This window comes from Streptomyces sp. NPDC039424 (assembly GCF_055639495.1).
In genome coordinates, this window is record NZ_JBVKAI010000016.1 from 118,706 (window position 1) to 134,112 (window position 15,407).

Here is a 15,407-nt window from a genome sequence, read left to right on the forward strand (position 1 = left end):
GCAGCGGTGGTCCGGTGTCCAACCGCCGGACCACCCGGGCCGCCGGCCCCGTCCACACCCTAAAATCCGCACGTCAGGGCCGCTCCGATGGCGCAGCGCCCACCGCACCGCCCGCACGAGGAGCCGCACCTCACATGGCCGAACACCCCGCCTACCCCGTAGGCCTCCGTCTCTCCGGCCGCCGCGTGGTCGTCCTCGGCGGCGGCCAGGTCGCCCAGCGCCGTCTCCCGGCCCTCATCGCGGCCGGCGCGGACGTCCTCCTCGTGTCCCCCGAGGCGACCCCGTCGGTCGAGGCCATGGCGGACGCGGGCGAGATCACCTGGGAGCGGCGCCGGTACGCCGAGGGCGACCTCGCCGAAGCCTGGTACGCCCTCATCGCCACCAGCGACCAAGAGGCGAACACCCGGGCCTCGGCCGAGGCGGAGCGCCACCGCGTCTGGTGCGTCCGCTCCGACGACGCCGACGCGGCCACCGCCTGGACCCCGGCCACCGGCCACAGCGAGGGCGTCACGGTCGCCGTGCTCACCACCGAGGCGCGCGGTCGCGACCCCCGGCACACCGCCGCGATCCGCGACGCGGTCGTGGCGGGCCTGCGCGACGGCACGCTCGTCGCGCCGCACCACCGCACCCGCACGCCCGGTGTCGCACTGGTCGGCGGCGGCCCCGGCGACCCGGACCTGATCACCGTGCGCGGGCGTCGTCTGCTCGCCGAGGCCGACATCGTCATCGCCGACCGGCTCGGCCCGCGCGACCTGCTCGCCGAACTCCCGCCGCACGTCGAGGTGATCGACGCGGCGAAGATCCCGTACGGCCGCTACATGGCCCAGGAGGCCATCAACAGCGCGCTGATCGAGCACGCCAAGCAGGGCAAGTCCGTGGTGCGGCTCAAGGGCGGCGACCCCTACGTCTTCGGCCGGGGCATGGAGGAGGTCCAGGCGCTGGCCGAGGCCGGGATCCCCTGCACGGTCGTGCCCGGCATCTCCAGCTCGATCTCGGTGCCCGGCGCGGCCGGCATCCCGGTCACGCACCGGGGCGTCGCCCATGAGTTCACGGTGGTCAGCGGCCATGTCGCCCCCGACGACGAGCGCTCCCTGGTCGACTGGCCGTCGCTGGCGAAGCTCACCGGCACGCTGGTGGTCCTGATGGGCGTCGACAAGATCGGCCGGATCGCCGAGACGCTGGTCGCCCATGGCAAGTCTCCCGAGACCCCCGTCGCCCTGGTCCAGGAGGGAACGACGGCCGCCCAGCGCCGCGTCGACGCGACCCTCGCCACGGTCGCCGAGACCGTGCGCGCCGAGGAGGTGAAGCCGCCGGCGGTCATCGTCATCGGAGACGTCGTCGCCGTCGGCCCGCGCTCCTCCGCGGCCCCCGCCGAGTAACCGCGGGTAACACAACCGTTCCGAGCCGTTGGCACCACACCCAGGACAAGGCAGTATCACCCTGTGGCCGATCTCATCACCGTTGAGGACCCCGCCGATCCGCGCCTGCGCGACTACACGGGCCTGACCGACGTCGAGCTGCGGCGCAAACGCGAACCCGCCGAGGGCCTGTTCATCGCCGAGGGCGAGAAGGTCATCCGCCGGGCCAAGGAAGCGGGCTACGAGATGCGCTCGATGCTGCTCTCGGCCAAGTGGATCGACGTCATGCACGACGTCGTCGACGAGCTCCCGGCCCCCGTGTACGCGGTCAACCCGGAACTCGCCGAACAGGTCACCGGCTACCACGTGCACCGTGGCGCCCTCGCCTCCATGCAGCGCAAACCACTGCCCACGGCGGCCGAACTGCTGCGGGACGCCCGCCGGGTGGTGGTCATGGAATCCGTGAACGACCACACCAACATCGGCGCGATCTTCCGGTCGGCCGCCGCGCTCGGTATGGATGCCGTCCTGCTCTCCCCGGACTGCGCCGACCCGCTCTACCGCCGCAGCGTGAAGGTCTCGATGGGTGCGGTCTTCTCCGTGCCCTACGCCCGCCTGGACACCTGGCCCAAGGGCCTGGAGTCGGTCCGCGAGGCCGGCTTCACCCTCCTCGCGCTCACCCCGGACGAGAAGGCGAAGACCCTCGACGAGGCGGCCCCGCACCGGATGGACCGCGTCGCGCTCATGCTCGGCGCCGAGGGCGACGGCCTGTCCACCCAGGCCCTGGTCGCCGCCGACGAGTGGGTGCGCATCCCCATGTCCCACGGCGTCGACTCCCTCAACGTGGGAGCGGCGGCCGCGGTCGCCTTCTACGCGGTGGCCACGGGGCGCCCCGGCGCATAGGGGCGGCGGTCGTGCGGGACGCCGTCATGGCCGTACCGCGGCGCGGCGAGCGGATCCGGCCGGGCCCCGGGCGCGCTACTTGCTGACGTCCGGCGGCAGATGCACGCGCGCGTGCTGCGCGTGTACGACACTTCCGGCGCCGCCGAGCCCGTGCGCCGGCCCCTGGCAGCCCTGGGCCGCCGCGATGCCGAGCGCCACCAGCAGGGTCACCACGACGAACACGAACAGCCGTTGCCGCAGCAGCCGGGGATTGGCCGGCCGCCGCCCGGTCCCCGTCGGCCGCGGCCCCGGACGACCGGCCCCGCCGCGCTGAACGGGACGGCCCCCGCTGCCGGACCGGGTGGTGTTGCGCGAGGCCGGGGTCGTCCGTGCCCCGCCGGTCCGAGCCCCGTCCGGCCGCGACGGCACACCGCCACCCCGCGGCACACCGCCACCGCGCGGCGGCGTGCCTCGCACGGGAGCCCCACCGCGCGGCGCCGGAGTGCCCGGCGAAGGCTGCGGACGCCGCTGGGCGCGCTGCGGCTCCGGATAGGTCTCGGCGAGCCGCCCGGTGGGCCGGTCCGCCTCGGCGGCGCGCGGCGCGGGAGGCCGTACGTCGGCCAGGCCCTGGGCCTCGCGCGCCGCGATCTCCTTGAGCCGCAGCGACAGCTGCAGCGTGCTCGGCCGCTCCTCCGGGTCCTTCGCCAGACAGGCCCGTACGAGCGGCGCGAGCGCGTCCGGTACGCCGTACAGTTGCGGCTCCTCGTGCACCACCCGATACAGCATCACCTCGGAACTGCCGTGTCCGAAGGGCGAGTCGCCCGTCGAGGCGTATGCCAGCGTCGCCCCCAGAGAGAACACGTCCGTGGCCGGGGTGACCGCGGCGCCGCGCACCTGCTCGGGTGCCAGGAAGCCGGGGGAGCCGACCGCCGTGCCGACGTGCGTGAGCGTGGAGGCACCGGTCGACCAGGCGATGCCGAAGTCGATGATCCGCGGCCCCTTCGGGGACAGCAGGATGTTGGACGGCTTCAGGTCCCGGTGCACCACCCCGGCCTCGTGCACGGCGACCAGCCCCTCGGACAGGGCGGCGCCGATCGAGGCCGCCTCCGCCGCGCCGAGCGGACCCTCGTCGGCCACCTTGTCGTGCAGGGAGGGCCCGGGCACGTACTGCGTGGCGAACCACGGCCGTTCCGCCTCCAGGTCCGCCGCCACCAGCCGCGCCGTACACCCGCCCCTGATCCGCCGCGCCGCCGAGACCTCACGCGCGAAGCGCGAACGGAACTCCTGATCCTCCGCCAGGTCCGGCCGGATGACCTTCAGAGCGACCCGCTGCCCCTTCTTGTCGGAGCCCAGGTAGACAACGCCCATCCCGCCCGCGCCGAGCCGTCTGTGAAGCCTGAACGAGCCGACGACGCGCGGGTCCTCGCGCCTCAGGCGCATCATCGCCATGTTCATCCCCGCTGCCCGGTCCGTGTGACGTGGCACAGCTTACGTTTCCACGGCCCGCCGCGCGCAGAGGCCGCGCCCTCTGGGGCGGATGGATTGTCAGTGCCTGGTGGGAGACTTGAGGACTGGTCAAGGGGCCCTCCACAAGCACGGCTTTGACCACACGGCGACATCAACACCCGCTCCCGGTAAGGAGATTGGGGTCCTGACAGCGGACCGGTCGGAGACGGCCGCGGACCGGGCGGGCCGCCGTGCGCAGGGGCGGTACGGCCGGGCGCGGTCGAAGTGAGCGAAGTCACGCGGCGGGGGTTCCCCGGTGCCCTCCAGGTGGACAGCCCGGATAAGAGGGGGCACTCCGGGCGCCCCCTCCGGGAAGACCCCGAGACCTGGGACCGCGTCTCCACCCAGGGGAGTACGCCGCAGGTCACGGCTCATCCTTCGGGAGGCCCGTCATTCGGTACGAAGGCATGACGACCGCCGTTCACCGCCCGCCTAGATTTGAGGTCAAGCGGCGGGTGCAGCACTCGTCCCCCGAGGTCAGACACCCGCCGCTGCCAACGACAACTGAGACGGTCAGGAGAGGGACCATGGCCCACACGGCTCCGCGGACACTGATCCGCACCCATGGACGCACCGCGCGTCCCCGCCGTACCGGCCGTCGCCACCCCCTGGTGGCGACCGCGATGGTCCTCCCCCTGGCGACCCTGCTCGTGTACGCCTTCGGCGGCTGGGAAGCAGTGGTCACACAGGCGTCGTCCGTGGGCGTGATGCTGGGGCGCTGAACCGCGACCCCAGGCCCGGAAGAGCGGTCCGGGCGGGGACATCCACCCATGAAACCCCGTGGGGACGGGGGTGCGGCGGACGGCAAAAATGCCGGCGCAGCTGGGGAGCTGCGCCGGCATTGCCGTGCCCTGAGCCCTCTCCCGGAGACGCCCACCCACCGACGCCCCAACTCCGCGCAGCGCCCTCCACCAAGCGCCGGACGCCCAACACCACCGCCCCGCAGTCGCCGACGCCTCCCTGAACCCGCCGCCGCTGTGGACAACCGTGCGGCTGGCTGTCGTTCTCGCCGTGGCTGGAGGCTGTGGTGGCTGGGCGGGCGACGCTCCGGCAGCGGCGGCTGTCGACCCCGCGTCGCGGTGAGCAGTCGTACTGCTGGGCCGGTGTCCATTCGTGCTGCGGCGACTGTCGTCCTCGACGTGGCTGAGGGCTGCGGTGGCGTTGGGCCGGTGGCCATCGGTCGCGGCGGTTGTCGACCCCGCGTCGGGGCGAGCAGTCGTACTGCTGGGCCGGTGTCCATTCGTGCTGCGGCGACTGTCGTCCTCGCCGTGGCGCGGGGCAGTGGTGGCGTGGGGCCGTGCCTCTCGGCAGAGCGGCGGCTGTCGAACCCGCATCACCGCGAGCGTCGGTATCGCTGGCCCGGCACCCACTCAGGCAGAGGTGGCGGTCGTCGAACCGCCCGCGTAGCCGCGGGCAGTCGTTCCCGCTGGGGCGGTGGGGTCCCTCCGGGGTCAGAGTGAAGCCGAGGGTGAGGGGGCGGGCGCGGCGGCACCGCGCCCCACCGCACCGCGTACGCTCGCCGAAGGCAGAAGCACCCGTCGGCCCCAGAAGGACCCCGTGACCGCAGACGTACTCCCGCGGCTGACCGTGAAGGTCAGGGCCGTCGCGCATCCGGACGGGGCGTCCTGCCTCTGTGGGGCGACCGTGACTCTGGCCGACCGTCCCGATGCCACTGTCGTCCGCCACGCCGGTACCGTCGCGAAGGCCCACGCCCCGGAGACGGACCGTGCCGAGCTGGCCGTGCGTCTCGGGGTGGCCGCCCGGCTGCCGGACGTACTCCTCGCCCCGCTCGCCCCGGCTCCGGTCACCCTGCACGACCGGCTCGTCTCCTGCTGGCCGTACGGCACCCCCGTGGACCCGGACGACCCGGACGCCGCCCCCTGGGAAGCCGCCGCCACGCTCCTCGCCGGTCTCCACCGCGCGCCCGCACCCGCCTCCACGCCCACGATGCGCGGCCCCGTGAAAGCCGCCCGCGCCCTCGCCCGGCTCCGTACGGCCCTGGCCGGGGAGGACCACCCCGCCGCACGCCCCGTTCTGCGTGCCTGGGCCGCGCTGCCCGCCTGGGCCCGCGCGGAGGCGCCGATGCCCGGGACCCCGGTTCTCTGCCACGGCGACCTCCACCTCGGCCAGCTCGTCCGCCACCCGGACGGCGACTGGCGGCTCATAGACGTCGACGACCTCGGCGTGGGCGTCCCGGCCTGGGACCTGGCCCGCCCCGCCGCCTGGTACGCCTGCGGACTCCTCCCGCCCGACGAGTGGACCCGCTTCCTGACCGCCTACCGCGCGGCGGGCGGACCGGCCGTGCCCGCGGACGGCGACCCCTGGCCGGCCCTGGACGTCCCGGCCCGCGCCCTCACCGCCCAGACCGCCGCCCTGGCGATCACCAAGGCACTGGCCGCCGGCCGCCCCCTGGACGAGGTGGAGCAGACCCTGATCGACGCCTGCGAGCGAATGGGTGCGGCCCCGCCCGAGTTGACGCCCGGATTCCCGAAGTAAGGTGCAACCGACCGGGGCCGCACGGAGTCTGTCCTGGGGAAACACGAAGCAGGACCAACCGGCGAGGAGTTGAGCCGACCATGCAGTGTCCGAAGTGCCATGCGCCGATGCACACCTACAACCGCAACGGCGTCCAGATCGAGCAGTGCAGCGGCTGCCGCGGCATCTTTCTCGACTACGGCGAGCTGGAGTCGCTGACCCGCCTGGAGTCCCAGTGGTCCCAGCCCGCCCCGCCGCCCCCGGCCGCCCCGCAGGCCTACCCGGCCGCGCCCGCCCCGGCCTGGGGCGCCCCCCAGCACGGCGGCGGTCACTACGGCGGTCACGGCGGCCACCACCGCCACAAGAGCTTCGGCCACATGCTGTTCTCCAGCTGAGCCCGAGCCCACGACGAAGCCCCCGGCCGTACGAGACGGCCGGGGGCTCCGGTGTGTGTGGACGATACTGGGATTGAACCAGTGACCTCTTCCGTGTCAGGGAAGCGCTCTCCCGCTGAGCTAATCGTCCGGGATGCCGCGTGCGCGATACTGGGATTGAACCAGTGACCTCTTCCGTGTCAGGGAAGCGCTCTCCCGCTGAGCTAATCGCGCGGGTTCGGATCTTTCCGACGGTGCTGGAAGATCCAGTGGACGATACTGGGATTGAACCAGTGACCTCTTCCGTGTCAGGGAAGCGCTCTCCCGCTGAGCTAATCGTCCTTGGAGGTGGAGACGGGATTTGAACCCGTGTAGACGGCTTTGCAGGCCGTTGCCTCGCCTCTCGGCCACTCCACCAGGAGTGTAGGGGATCGGGAAGACCCCTCATTCCTACGAGCGGACGACGAGGCTCGAACTCGCGACCTCAACCTTGGCAAGGTTGCGCTCTACCAACTGAGCTACGTCCGCCTGTCGTTTCGGTTCGCTTCCGCGTCCCGGCGACGTGTTGAACTCTAGCGGATTCCCCGGCCAGCACAAAAACGCGTTTGCGCAGCGTGCTGCGCTGCGCCGGACGGACGCCGTGGTCAGGGCACCGCGAGGACACGCCCGGGCCACCGGCGTGACACCCGCCATAGACTCGACCACGTGCTCCACCTGCCTCCTCTCGCCCGCTTCGGCGACCGCGTCGCCACCGGCCTCCTCGACGTCACCAGCGATCCGGCCGCCCTGGACTCCACCGGCTTCTGGGCCGTCTGCGCGGACTTCGAGGGCCGTCTGACCTGCGCCCGTTTCGCGGAGGTACGCAAGGAGCCCGTGCCCGCACCGGTGCGGGGGGCGTGGCGCGGCCCCGGCGCGGACGACTGGACGTCCTCGCTCGACCGCGTCGCGTACACGGCCGCCGTGGACCGGATCCGGGCGCACATCGCGGCCGGCGAGGTCTACCAGGCCAACCTCTGCCGCGTCCTGACCGCTCCCGTCGCCGCCGACGCCGACGTGGACGCCCTGACCGCCCTGCTGGCGCGCGGCAACCCGGCCCCCTATGCGGGAACGATTCGGCTGCCGGGGCACGGCGTCGAGATCGCCACCGCCTCCCCCGAGCTGTTCCTGCGCCGGGACGGGCGGACCGTCGAGTCCGGGCCGATCAAGGGCACCGGCCGCACCGAGGCGGACCTCTTGGAGAAGGACTACGCCGAGAACGTGATGATCGTGGACCTGGTCCGCAACGACATCGGGCGCGTCTGCGCCACCGGCAGCGTCACCGTGCCCGACCTGTGCGCCGTGGAGAAGCACCCCGGCCTGGTCCACCTCGTCTCCACGGTCCGCGGCGAGCTGCGCGCCGGCGCCGGCTGGCCCGAGCTGCTCACCGCCGCCTTCCCGCCCGGCTCGGTCACCGGCGCGCCCAAGTCGAGCGCCCTCAGGATCATCGACGCCCTGGAGACGGCACCCCGCGGACCGTACTGCGGCGGCATCGGCTGGGTGGACGCCGACCGGGGCACGGGAGAGCTGGCCGTGGGCATCCGCACCTTCTGGATCGACCGCGCGGAGGGCGCCCTGAGGTTCGGTACCGGCGCCGGCATCACCTGGGGCTCCGACCCCGAGGGGGAGTGGCGGGAGACCGAGCTGAAGGCGTCCCGGCTGCTCGCGGTAGCGTCGGGGGCGTACGAGGAGAGTGGAAAGGCCCTGATATGAAGATCTGGCTCGACGGCGGGCTGCAGGACGCCGAGACCGCCCGTGTCTCCGTCTTCGACCACGGCCTGACCGTGGGGGACGGCGTCTTCGAGACGGTGAAGGCGGTCGACGGCAGGCCCTTCGCCCTCACCCGGCACATCGACCGGCTGACCCGCTCGGCCCGGGGCCTGGGCCTGCCCGACCCCGACCACGACGAGGTCCGCCGCGCCTGCGCGGCCGTCCTCGCGGCCAACCCGATGCCGCTCGGCCGGCTGCGCGTGACCTACACCGGCGGCCAGGGCCCGCTCGGCTCCGACCGCGGCGAGCACGGCCCGACCCTGGTGGTCGCCCTGGGGGAGACCAGCCGCCGCGCCGACTCCACCGCCGTGATCACCGTCCCCTGGACCCGCAACGAGCGCGGCGCGCTCACCGGCCTGAAGACCACCTCGTACGCCGAGAACGTCGTCGCCCTCGCCCGCGCCCACGAACAGGGCGCCTCCGAGGCGCTGTTCGGCAACACGGTCGGGCAGCTGTGCGAGGGCACCGGCTCCAATGTGTTCGTCGTCCTGGACGGCGAGATCCACACCCCGCCGCTCGCCTCCGGCTGTCTCGCCGGCATCACCCGCGCCCTGACCGTGCACTGGACCGGCGCCAAGGAGACCGACCTGCCGCTGGATGTCCTGGAGCGGGCCGACGAGGTCTTCCTCACGTCCACGCTGCGGGACGTCCAGGCCGTGCACCGGATCGACGGCCGCGAACTGTCCCACGCCCCCGGCCCGGTGACCGCCAAGGCGATGCGGATCTTCGAGGAGCGGTCCGGGGACGATCTCGATCCCTGATGTCCCGGATACCGGGCTGATCCGGAGCGGGGGAGCGGGTAGAACACTTCTGATGACCACCACCCTGCGGCCGACCGAGCCGCTCCAGCACGGCGCCGACGGGGCGCTGTCCCGCCACTTCCACGTGTGCGTGAACAGCCGTCCCGTCGGCGAGGTACGCCTGAGCACGCACCCTTCCTTCGGGCCCGCCGTAGCCATCATCAAGGACCTGCGCATCGAGGAACCGGACCGCGGGCGCGGCCGGGGCGCGGTGGCCGCGCTGGCCGCCGAGGAGGTGGCGCGCGGCTGGGGCTGCAAGCGGATCGAGATATCGGTGGCCGCCGAGGCGGAGGCCGCGCTGCGGCTCGCCACCGCGCTCGGCTACGTCCACCGCAACCGCGGCATGGTGAAGCCGCTCACGGAGAGCCCGGCGGAGCTGCCCGCGGGCAGCCGGAGCAGGCCGATGACCGAGGCCGAGTTCGGGCCGTGGCGCGAGCACGGCGAGGCGGCCTACATCGGCGACTTGACCACTCGGGGTGTGCCCGAGGACGAGGCGGCGGCCAAGGCGCGCGCGGACTTCGCCCGGCTGCTGCCGCACGGCCTCGCGACCGAGGGCACGGTGCTGAGCGTCCTGGAGCACGAGGGCGTCGGCGTCGGCGCCCTGTGGCTGGCGTTCCTGGGGGAGAGCGCGTTCGTCTGCGACGTCGAGACGGGCGAGGCCTTCCGCGGCCGGGGCCACGGGCGCTCCCTGATGCTGCTGGCCGAGCGGCAGGCGATGGCCGCCGGCAAGCCCGTCCTCGGCCTCAACGTGTTCGCCGGCAACACACCGGCCGAGCGGCTGTACGAGTCGCTCGGGTACCTGGCGGTGAGTTACTCGATGTACAAGAGTCTGCTCTGAGCTCAGGCCTCCCCGGCCAGCAGCCGGTCCGCGATCTCCTCGAGGCGCTCGCGCAGCCCCTGCTGGCTCTTGCCGCCGTCGAGGCGCTCGCCGCCGATGACGTACGTCGGGGTGCCGGTGACGCCGATGGCCTTGCCCTCGGCCTGGTCGGCGTCGACGATCAGGATGTGCCGCCCGTCGATCAGCGCGGTGTCGAACTCCTCGGCGTCGAGTCCGAGTTCCCGGGCGACCTCGACCAGGAAGGGCTCTCCCTCACGGTCCAGCTCCTCGACCCGGCCCAGGACCGCCTCGACGTACGCCCAGCCCTGCCCCTGCTCCAGAGCCTCCTCGGCGGCCTGGGCGGCGGCGAACGCGTGCTTGTGCTTCTCCAGCGGGAAGTGCCGCAGCCGCAGCTCCAGCCGGTCGCCGTAACGGGCCCGCAGGGCGCGGAGGTCGTCCAGGGCGCTGCGGCAGTCCGGGCACTGGAGTTCGCACCAGACGTCGAGAACGGGGACGGCGGTGCGGGCGGGGGAGGAGTCGCTCATGGGCATCAGTCTCCCAGGCCGGGCTGCGCCGACCCAATCGGACCGTACGCCGTGACCGGCCCCTGAGGAGGAGGTGACCCGGAGATGTCCCTGATGTCCGGCCGGGGCATGGCCTCGCGGGTACGCGGCGGTGCACGATGGAGTGGACAGGTGGAGGCGGCGCCGCGGTGCCCGTGACCGACGCGTACGCCCTGCGCGCGCCCCGCCCGACCGAGCCGCCAGGAGGACCGGATGATTGCCGAGACCGTCTGTTCCGCCGTGTCCGCGGCCGGCCTGGGCATCGCGGTGGTCACCGCCTACCGCAGGCGTTTCCTGGCCGCGGCCCGCATCGCGGCGTACTCGCTGGTGCCGGTGGGCCTGGTGATGACCGGGGTCGTCGGCTGGCTGGCCGACACCGCGTTCAGCCCGACGGCGTGGGCCGGCTTCGGGGTGCTGGGCGCCGCCTGGGCCCTGTTCGCGACGACCCGGGCCGTGGAGCGCCGCCGCGGCGGCACCCGTGCCGAGCGCAAGGCCGCGCGGAAGGCGCCCGGCCAGGAGCCGGTGGCCCCGGCGGCCTCGGCGCCCTCCCTGGGCCCCGGCACCCGTCCCGCCTCCCGCCCCGCCACCGCACCCCGCGCCGGTGACTCCGCGGACGACTTCAGCGACATCGAGGCCATCCTCAAGAAGCACGGCATATGACCTGCTGAAAGATCACAGAACGTCCCCGCGCGCCCGTAAACGATCATTGCTCGGCCGGAACCGAACCGGACATCAAGGATTTCAGTGAACTCCCGTTCATTCCGGGCGTGTTGATCGCGTACGGGGTGTCGGCTGGGTCATCATCGCCGCGAGATGCTGGACACGCCACAGAGCGAGGCCGCGCCGCCGAAGGACGAGCCGCGCGGGTGCCTCTTCGCCCTTTCCCAGCCACCGCTGATGATCTTCCTAGCGGTGATCGGGTGTCTGCTCCTCATGGCTGCGCTGCACGACCTGCTGTTGCTGTGAGCCGTACACGTCCGTCCCCGGTGTCACCCGCCGGGGCGGCGTCGGCATCGCCGATCCGCCCGGTCGCTCAGCCCGCCGCCTCCTTGCGCCGGGCCCGGTAGGCGGCCACATGCAGCCGGTTTCCACAGGTGCGGCTGTCGCAGTAGCGACGCGAGCGGTTGCGGGAGAGGTCCACGAAGGCACGCCGGCAGTCGGGAGCCTCGCAGCGCCGCAGCCGCTCCTGCTCCCCGGCCACCACGAAGAACGCCAGCGCCATCCCGCAGTCGGCGGCGAGGTGGTCGGCCACGGAGGCGCCGGGGGCGAAGTAGTGCACATGCCAGTCGTAGCCGTCGTGATCGGTCAGCCGGGGGGTGGTGCCCGCGGCGGCGACCAGCTCGTTGATCAGCCCGGCGGCGGTCCGGGGGTCCGGGGCGGCGAATATCCCGGCGAACCGTCCGCGTGCCTTCCGCACGGCGGACAGGTCGAACTCGGAGAGCACGCCCACATCGCTGATCTCGTGCTTCCGTACGAAATCCTCTAGGGCCGCGACGTCCGGCAGCCCGTCCGCCGCGTCGTCCTCCGGCACGGTGTTCACCAGATCCACCACGGTGTCGAGGGCGCACCGGGTGTCGTGGGTGATCAGCACGTTTCGCTCCCTGGCCTGGGGGTCGGGCGGGCGCCCGCCGATGCTGGCCGATGGTAGCGACATCGCCGCCCGGCGCACCGGCTCCCGCCCCACACTCGCCCACCGGGAGAACGGACGTGTGCGGGCCGGGGTTCCCGCGCGCACACCGACGCCGCCTCCGTGAACACGCACGGTGACGGCGCCGGTCATGCCGTATGCGGTTGTCCTGGCCCGAGAGCCGCCCGGACCGTCTCCCCGAGATGGACGGCGCCGGGTCGGCTTCGAGGTCCCGTGACCTAGCTTTCCGCCAGGATGTGCGAGAGCTCCTGATCCAGATCGAAGTGCCGGTGTTCCGTGCCGGGCGGCACGGCCGCGTCCGTCCGCTTCAGGAAGGACTCCAGGGCCCGCGCAGGGGCCTCGAGCAGGGCTTCCCCCTCCGGGGAGCTCAGGGCGATGCACACGACGCCCTGACCGTGGCTACGGGACGGCCAGACGCGGACGTCGCCGGTACCGGTGGGACGGTGAAGCCCCTCGGCGAGGAGGTCGCGGGCGAACACCCACTCGACGGTCTCCTCGGCTCCGGTGTGGAAGGTGGCGTGCACGGCGTAGGGGTCGGCCGTGTCGTACCGCAGGCCTGCGGGGACAGGCAGGGAGGACTCGCTCGACACAACGAGGCGCAGGTGCAGCTCGCAGCTGACCGTGGTGTTCATAAGCGCCAGGGCCTTTCGCTCAGTGTGCGCTCGGGGATTCGCACGTCGGCGAAATCGACATGCCACCTACGGTGCCGTTGTAAACCCCTCTGAGTGTTTTGCGTGCGTTTACGTAACTCTTCCGGCCCAGGGCTGGTCTGCGAGGTACGCCCATTCCGGTGATTGGTTTCGCTCCGGTAGGGTTTCGTCGTATGAATACGGGGAGTAACGAGCCGGGCGACGTTGTCGCGGCGGCGAGCGGTGCGGAGGCGAAGGCGGACGGGGCACGGGACGAGCGGGGACTCGGATCCAGGGCGCCGGAGTTCATCAAGGCCCGGCGCTACCTCCACCTGAGCTGGCAGGTCGGCGTCTTCGTCGTCGGCCTGGCCGTCGTGGTGGCCGGGATCATCATGCTGCCGCTGCCCGGGCCGGGCTGGGTGGTGATCTTCGGCGGCATGGCGATCTGGGCGACCGAGTTCGTCTGGGCCCAGCTGGTGCTCCGCTGGACCAAGCGCAAGGTCACCGAGGCGGCCCAGCGGGCCCTCGACCCCCGGGTGCGCCGCCGGAACATCATCCTGACCTCGATCGGACTGGTGATCGTGGGCACCATCGTCGGGATCTACCTCTGGAAGTTCGGCGTGACGATGCCCTGGAAGATCAAGGACCAGTGAAGCCGCCGGGGCCTGGCCTCGCTCGCGCGGGGGGACCCCCGGCGAGGGCGTTCCGGCCCCTCGCGATCGCACGCACCGGACACCGCGAGGCCCGCCCTCCGGGCGCGACCGCCGGCCCGCCGTGGTCGGAGGCACCCCCTGACATGGGGTAATCTTCTTCCTGCGCCCGGGCGATTAGCTCAGTGGGAGAGCGCTTCGTTCACACCGAAGAGGTCACTGGTTCGAACCCAGTATCGCCCACCCCGGAACCGACGGACCATCTGCGACAGTGCAGGTGGTCCGTCGGTCGTTGTGCCCGTGGGGAGTGCCCCCGGCCCGCCTCTCTCGGTCACCACCTCGCCGCTCACCCCGAACTACCCGGCCTCAAGCCGACTTTCAGCCGCCTCGCATCCGATGCCGGTCCGCCCCATCCCGACGGCACGCCCCTCACCTGCGGCATCGCCGAGCCCGTTGGTGTCGCCGGGCGTCCGCGGCCGAGCGCCGCCCAAGAAAATCCTGTCCGAATCATTGACGCACCCCCGACCCCTCCGTAACTTGTGCCAGCAAGCGCTTACTTGAAACGATTCATGCAGTCGGCAACGACGTCACGGGGAGGGTCCGACGGTGGGAACCAGCAGGAATCTTGAGAGGCGTACGATCCTGAGGGCGGCCGGGGTCTCGGCGGCCACGCTCGGGCTGGCCGCGACGACGGGGTGCGGGGGCGAAAGCGGTTCCGGGGACGGGACGGTGACGATCCGTTACTCGTGGTGGGGCGCCGAGGAGCGGGCGAAAAGGATCAACCAGTCCATCGCGCTATTCGAGAAGAAGTACCCGAAGATCAAGGTCAAGACGGACTTTCAGACATATCAGTCGTACTGGGAGAAGTTCCAGACGCAGGCCGCGGGCGGAAATCCCCCGGACGTTTTCCAGAATGCCGTCACTTTTCTTCGGAAGTACGACAAGAGAGGCGTGCTGCTCGACCTCAAGTCCCAGATCCAGGCGGGCAACCTGAGCCTGGACCACTTCCGCGCGGGCGTCACCAAGGTGGGCGAGGTCGACGGCAAGCAGCTCGGCGTCCCGGTCGGCTCCAACACCATGGCGCTGGTCATCGACAAGAAGCTCTTCCGGCAGGCGGGCGTCGAGCCGCAGCCGGGCTGGACCTGGGACGAGTACTTCAAGGCCCTGAAGACCATCCACGACAAGACGAAGGTCCCGGGCGACACCGGCTACTTCGCCATCATGTACCTGTACGACCTGTACCTCCGGCAGAACGGCAAGGCGTTCTTCACCAAGGACGGGCTCGGCTTCGACAAGGCCGACCTGACGGAGTGGTGGCAGGACGGCTACAACCGCATCAAGGCGGGCATCGTCACCGACCCCAAGGTCGTCCAGCAGGACATGCCCAAGTCCTCGCTCTCCGCCCGCCACGGCGCCTCGGAGTTCACCTGGGACAACTTCACCGTCCGCTACACGGCCGAGGGCGACAGCACCTACAGCCTCGCCCCGATCCCCACGACGGACGGCAAGCAGACCGGCCAGTACCTCGCCTCCCTGATGCTGAGCGCCTCCGCGCGCACCTCGCACCCCAAGGAGGTCGCCCAGTTCATCGACTTCATGGTCCACGACCCCGGGGTCGGCAAGATCATGGGCTACGACCGCGGCATCCTCGCGAGCACCGAGCAGTACGAGGCCTTCAAGCCGGCGGACACCGTGAGCAAGGAGATCGCGCAGTACGAGGACGACACCGCCAAGGCCGGTGTCCTCGGCACGATCACCCCGCACCCGTCCGGCGCCGACACCGTCGAGGCCGCCTTCCTGCGCCTCGGAGGTGACCTCGGACAGGGCAAGGCCAAGGTGGCGGACGCGGTGAAGCAGTTCTTCACCGAGTCCGAGGCCGCCTTCCAAGCCTGACCAGCC

16 protein-coding genes and 6 tRNA genes are annotated in these 15,407 nt (G+C 72.1%); 13 read left to right on the forward strand and 9 right to left on the reverse strand.

Annotated features, from left to right (window positions below; genetic code table 11):
* Positions 1-134 precede the first annotated feature (134 nt).
* Both cobA and ACZ7L0_RS32060 read left to right on the forward strand, forming a co-directional pair.
* Positions 135-1,379: a uroporphyrinogen-III C-methyltransferase gene (cobA, locus tag ACZ7L0_RS32055; RefSeq protein WP_471246031.1), complete on the forward strand. Its 1,245-nt coding sequence runs from the start codon at positions 135-137 to the stop codon at positions 1,377-1,379.
* A 63-nt stretch (positions 1,380-1,442) separates the two neighbouring features.
* Entirely contained in the window at positions 1,443-2,261 is an 819-nt protein-coding gene (locus ACZ7L0_RS32060) for a TrmH family RNA methyltransferase (protein WP_471246032.1), read from the forward strand.
* Between the two features lie 75 nt (positions 2,262-2,336).
* On the opposite strand, the gene ACZ7L0_RS32065 is transcribed toward ACZ7L0_RS32060, so the two are convergent.
* Entirely contained in the window at positions 2,337-3,695 is a 1,359-nt protein-coding gene (locus ACZ7L0_RS32065; protein WP_471246088.1) for a serine/threonine-protein kinase, read from the reverse strand.
* Between the two features lie 578 nt (positions 3,696-4,273).
* On the opposite strand from ACZ7L0_RS32065, the gene ACZ7L0_RS32070 reads away from it, so the two are divergent.
* From ACZ7L0_RS32070 to ACZ7L0_RS32080, 3 genes are all read left to right on the forward strand, one after another.
* Entirely contained in the window at positions 4,274-4,468 is a 195-nt protein-coding gene (locus ACZ7L0_RS32070) for a hypothetical protein (RefSeq protein ID WP_471246033.1), read from the forward strand.
* A gap of 835 nt (positions 4,469-5,303) precedes the next feature.
* A complete protein-coding gene (locus ACZ7L0_RS32075; protein ID WP_471246034.1) occupies positions 5,304-6,242 on the forward strand; it encodes a phosphotransferase in 939 nt (312 codons plus the stop codon).
* Positions 6,243-6,322: 80 nt separating this feature from the next.
* Entirely contained in the window at positions 6,323-6,616 is a 294-nt protein-coding gene (locus ACZ7L0_RS32080) for a TFIIB-type zinc ribbon-containing protein (RefSeq protein WP_471246035.1), read from the forward strand.
* 58 nt (positions 6,617-6,674) lie between these two features.
* On the opposite strand, the gene ACZ7L0_RS32085 is transcribed toward ACZ7L0_RS32080, so the two are convergent.
* From ACZ7L0_RS32085 to ACZ7L0_RS32105, 5 genes are all read right to left on the reverse strand, one after another.
* Positions 6,675-6,746, reverse strand: a tRNA-Val gene (locus tag ACZ7L0_RS32085).
* Between the two features lie 11 nt (positions 6,747-6,757).
* A tRNA-Val gene (locus tag ACZ7L0_RS32090) sits at positions 6,758-6,829 on the reverse strand.
* Between the two features lie 36 nt (positions 6,830-6,865).
* A tRNA-Val gene (locus ACZ7L0_RS32095) sits at positions 6,866-6,937 on the reverse strand.
* 1 nt (position 6,938) lies between these two features.
* Positions 6,939-7,012, reverse strand: a tRNA-Cys gene (locus tag ACZ7L0_RS32100).
* A 38-nt stretch (positions 7,013-7,050) separates the two neighbouring features.
* A tRNA-Gly gene (locus ACZ7L0_RS32105) sits at positions 7,051-7,123 on the reverse strand.
* Positions 7,124-7,300: 177 nt separating this feature from the next.
* Between ACZ7L0_RS32105 and ACZ7L0_RS32110 the strand changes: the two genes are divergently transcribed.
* Genes ACZ7L0_RS32110 through ACZ7L0_RS32120 form a run of 3 tightly spaced genes read left to right on the forward strand, consistent with a single transcriptional unit; the run spans position 7,301 to position 10,039 of the window.
* Complete coding sequence (locus tag ACZ7L0_RS32110) at positions 7,301-8,344, forward strand: chorismate-binding protein (protein ID WP_471246036.1); 1,044 nt, start codon at positions 7,301-7,303, stop codon at positions 8,342-8,344.
* Entirely contained in the window at positions 8,341-9,162 is an 822-nt protein-coding gene (locus tag ACZ7L0_RS32115; RefSeq protein WP_471246037.1) for an aminotransferase class IV, read from the forward strand. Before ACZ7L0_RS32110 ends, ACZ7L0_RS32115 begins: the two co-directional genes overlap by 4 nt.
* Positions 9,163-9,214: 52 nt before the next feature.
* Positions 9,215-10,039: a GNAT family N-acetyltransferase gene (locus tag ACZ7L0_RS32120; RefSeq protein ID WP_471246038.1), complete on the forward strand. Its 825-nt coding sequence runs from the start codon at positions 9,215-9,217 to the stop codon at positions 10,037-10,039.
* A gap of 2 nt (positions 10,040-10,041) precedes the next feature.
* Here the strand turns inward: ACZ7L0_RS32120 and ACZ7L0_RS32125 are convergent, their stop codons facing one another.
* Positions 10,042-10,563: a DsbA family protein gene (locus ACZ7L0_RS32125; protein WP_471246039.1), complete on the reverse strand. Its 522-nt coding sequence runs from the start codon at positions 10,561-10,563 to the stop codon at positions 10,042-10,044.
* 231 nt (positions 10,564-10,794) lie between these two features.
* Here ACZ7L0_RS32125 and ACZ7L0_RS32130 point away from each other — a divergent pair, with 231 nt between their 5' ends.
* A complete protein-coding gene (locus ACZ7L0_RS32130) occupies positions 10,795-11,241 on the forward strand; it encodes a hypothetical protein (protein WP_471246040.1) in 447 nt (148 codons plus the stop codon).
* Positions 11,242-11,394: 153 nt separating this feature from the next.
* Positions 11,395-11,547: a hypothetical protein gene (locus ACZ7L0_RS32135; protein WP_190046070.1), complete on the forward strand. Its 153-nt coding sequence runs from the start codon at positions 11,395-11,397 to the stop codon at positions 11,545-11,547.
* A 67-nt stretch (positions 11,548-11,614) separates the two neighbouring features.
* Here ACZ7L0_RS32135 and ACZ7L0_RS32140 read toward each other — a convergent pair whose 3' ends face one another.
* Both ACZ7L0_RS32140 and ACZ7L0_RS32145 read right to left on the reverse strand, forming a co-directional pair.
* Positions 11,615-12,172 (reverse strand): CGNR zinc finger domain-containing protein, encoded by a 558-nt coding sequence (locus ACZ7L0_RS32140; protein ID WP_471246041.1) that lies wholly within the window; start codon positions 12,170-12,172, stop codon positions 11,615-11,617.
* A 275-nt stretch (positions 12,173-12,447) separates the two neighbouring features.
* Positions 12,448-12,861 carry an SsgA family sporulation/cell division regulator gene (locus tag ACZ7L0_RS32145; protein ID WP_004002642.1) on the reverse strand — a complete coding sequence of 138 codons (414 nt, stop codon included), beginning with the start codon at positions 12,859-12,861 and terminating at the stop codon, positions 12,448-12,450.
* Positions 12,862-13,052: 191 nt separating this feature from the next.
* On the opposite strand from ACZ7L0_RS32145, the gene ACZ7L0_RS32150 reads away from it, so the two are divergent.
* From ACZ7L0_RS32150 to ACZ7L0_RS32160, 3 genes are all read left to right on the forward strand, one after another.
* Positions 13,053-13,511, forward strand: coding sequence for a TIGR02611 family protein (locus ACZ7L0_RS32150; RefSeq protein ID WP_471246042.1), 459 nt, complete (start codon positions 13,053-13,055; stop codon positions 13,509-13,511).
* A 168-nt stretch (positions 13,512-13,679) separates the two neighbouring features.
* Positions 13,680-13,751, forward strand: a tRNA-Val gene (locus ACZ7L0_RS32155).
* Between the two features lie 363 nt (positions 13,752-14,114).
* Positions 14,115-15,401 (forward strand): ABC transporter substrate-binding protein, encoded by a 1,287-nt coding sequence (locus ACZ7L0_RS32160; RefSeq protein ID WP_471246043.1) that lies wholly within the window; start codon positions 14,115-14,117, stop codon positions 15,399-15,401.
* Positions 15,402-15,407: the final 6 nt, after the last annotated feature.

What these genes read in the sequence shown, in the direction of transcription:
- cobA (WP_471246031.1), top strand. Translation starts at nt 135, where the DNA reads ATGGCCGAACACCCCGCCTACCCCGTAGGCCTCCGTCTCTCCGGCCGC.
- ACZ7L0_RS32065 (WP_471246088.1), bottom strand. Translation starts at nt 3,695, where the DNA reads ATGAACATGGCGATGATGCGCCTGAGGCGCGAGGACCCGCGCGTCGTC.
- ACZ7L0_RS32070 (WP_471246033.1), top strand. Translation starts at nt 4,274, where the DNA reads ATGGCCCACACGGCTCCGCGGACACTGATCCGCACCCATGGACGCACC.
- ACZ7L0_RS32080 (WP_471246035.1), top strand. Translation starts at nt 6,323, where the DNA reads ATGCAGTGTCCGAAGTGCCATGCGCCGATGCACACCTACAACCGCAAC.
- ACZ7L0_RS32115 (WP_471246037.1), top strand. Translation starts at nt 8,341, where the DNA reads ATGAAGATCTGGCTCGACGGCGGGCTGCAGGACGCCGAGACCGCCCGT.
- ACZ7L0_RS32120 (WP_471246038.1), top strand. Translation starts at nt 9,215, where the DNA reads ATGACCACCACCCTGCGGCCGACCGAGCCGCTCCAGCACGGCGCCGAC.
- ACZ7L0_RS32125 (WP_471246039.1), bottom strand. Translation starts at nt 10,563, where the DNA reads ATGAGCGACTCCTCCCCCGCCCGCACCGCCGTCCCCGTTCTCGACGTC.
- ACZ7L0_RS32130 (WP_471246040.1), top strand. Translation starts at nt 10,795, where the DNA reads ATGATTGCCGAGACCGTCTGTTCCGCCGTGTCCGCGGCCGGCCTGGGC.
- ACZ7L0_RS32135 (WP_190046070.1), top strand. Translation starts at nt 11,395, where the DNA reads ATGCTGGACACGCCACAGAGCGAGGCCGCGCCGCCGAAGGACGAGCCG.
- ACZ7L0_RS32145 (WP_004002642.1), bottom strand. Translation starts at nt 12,861, where the DNA reads ATGAACACCACGGTCAGCTGCGAGCTGCACCTGCGCCTCGTTGTGTCG.
- ACZ7L0_RS32150 (WP_471246042.1), top strand. Translation starts at nt 13,053, where the DNA reads ATGAATACGGGGAGTAACGAGCCGGGCGACGTTGTCGCGGCGGCGAGC.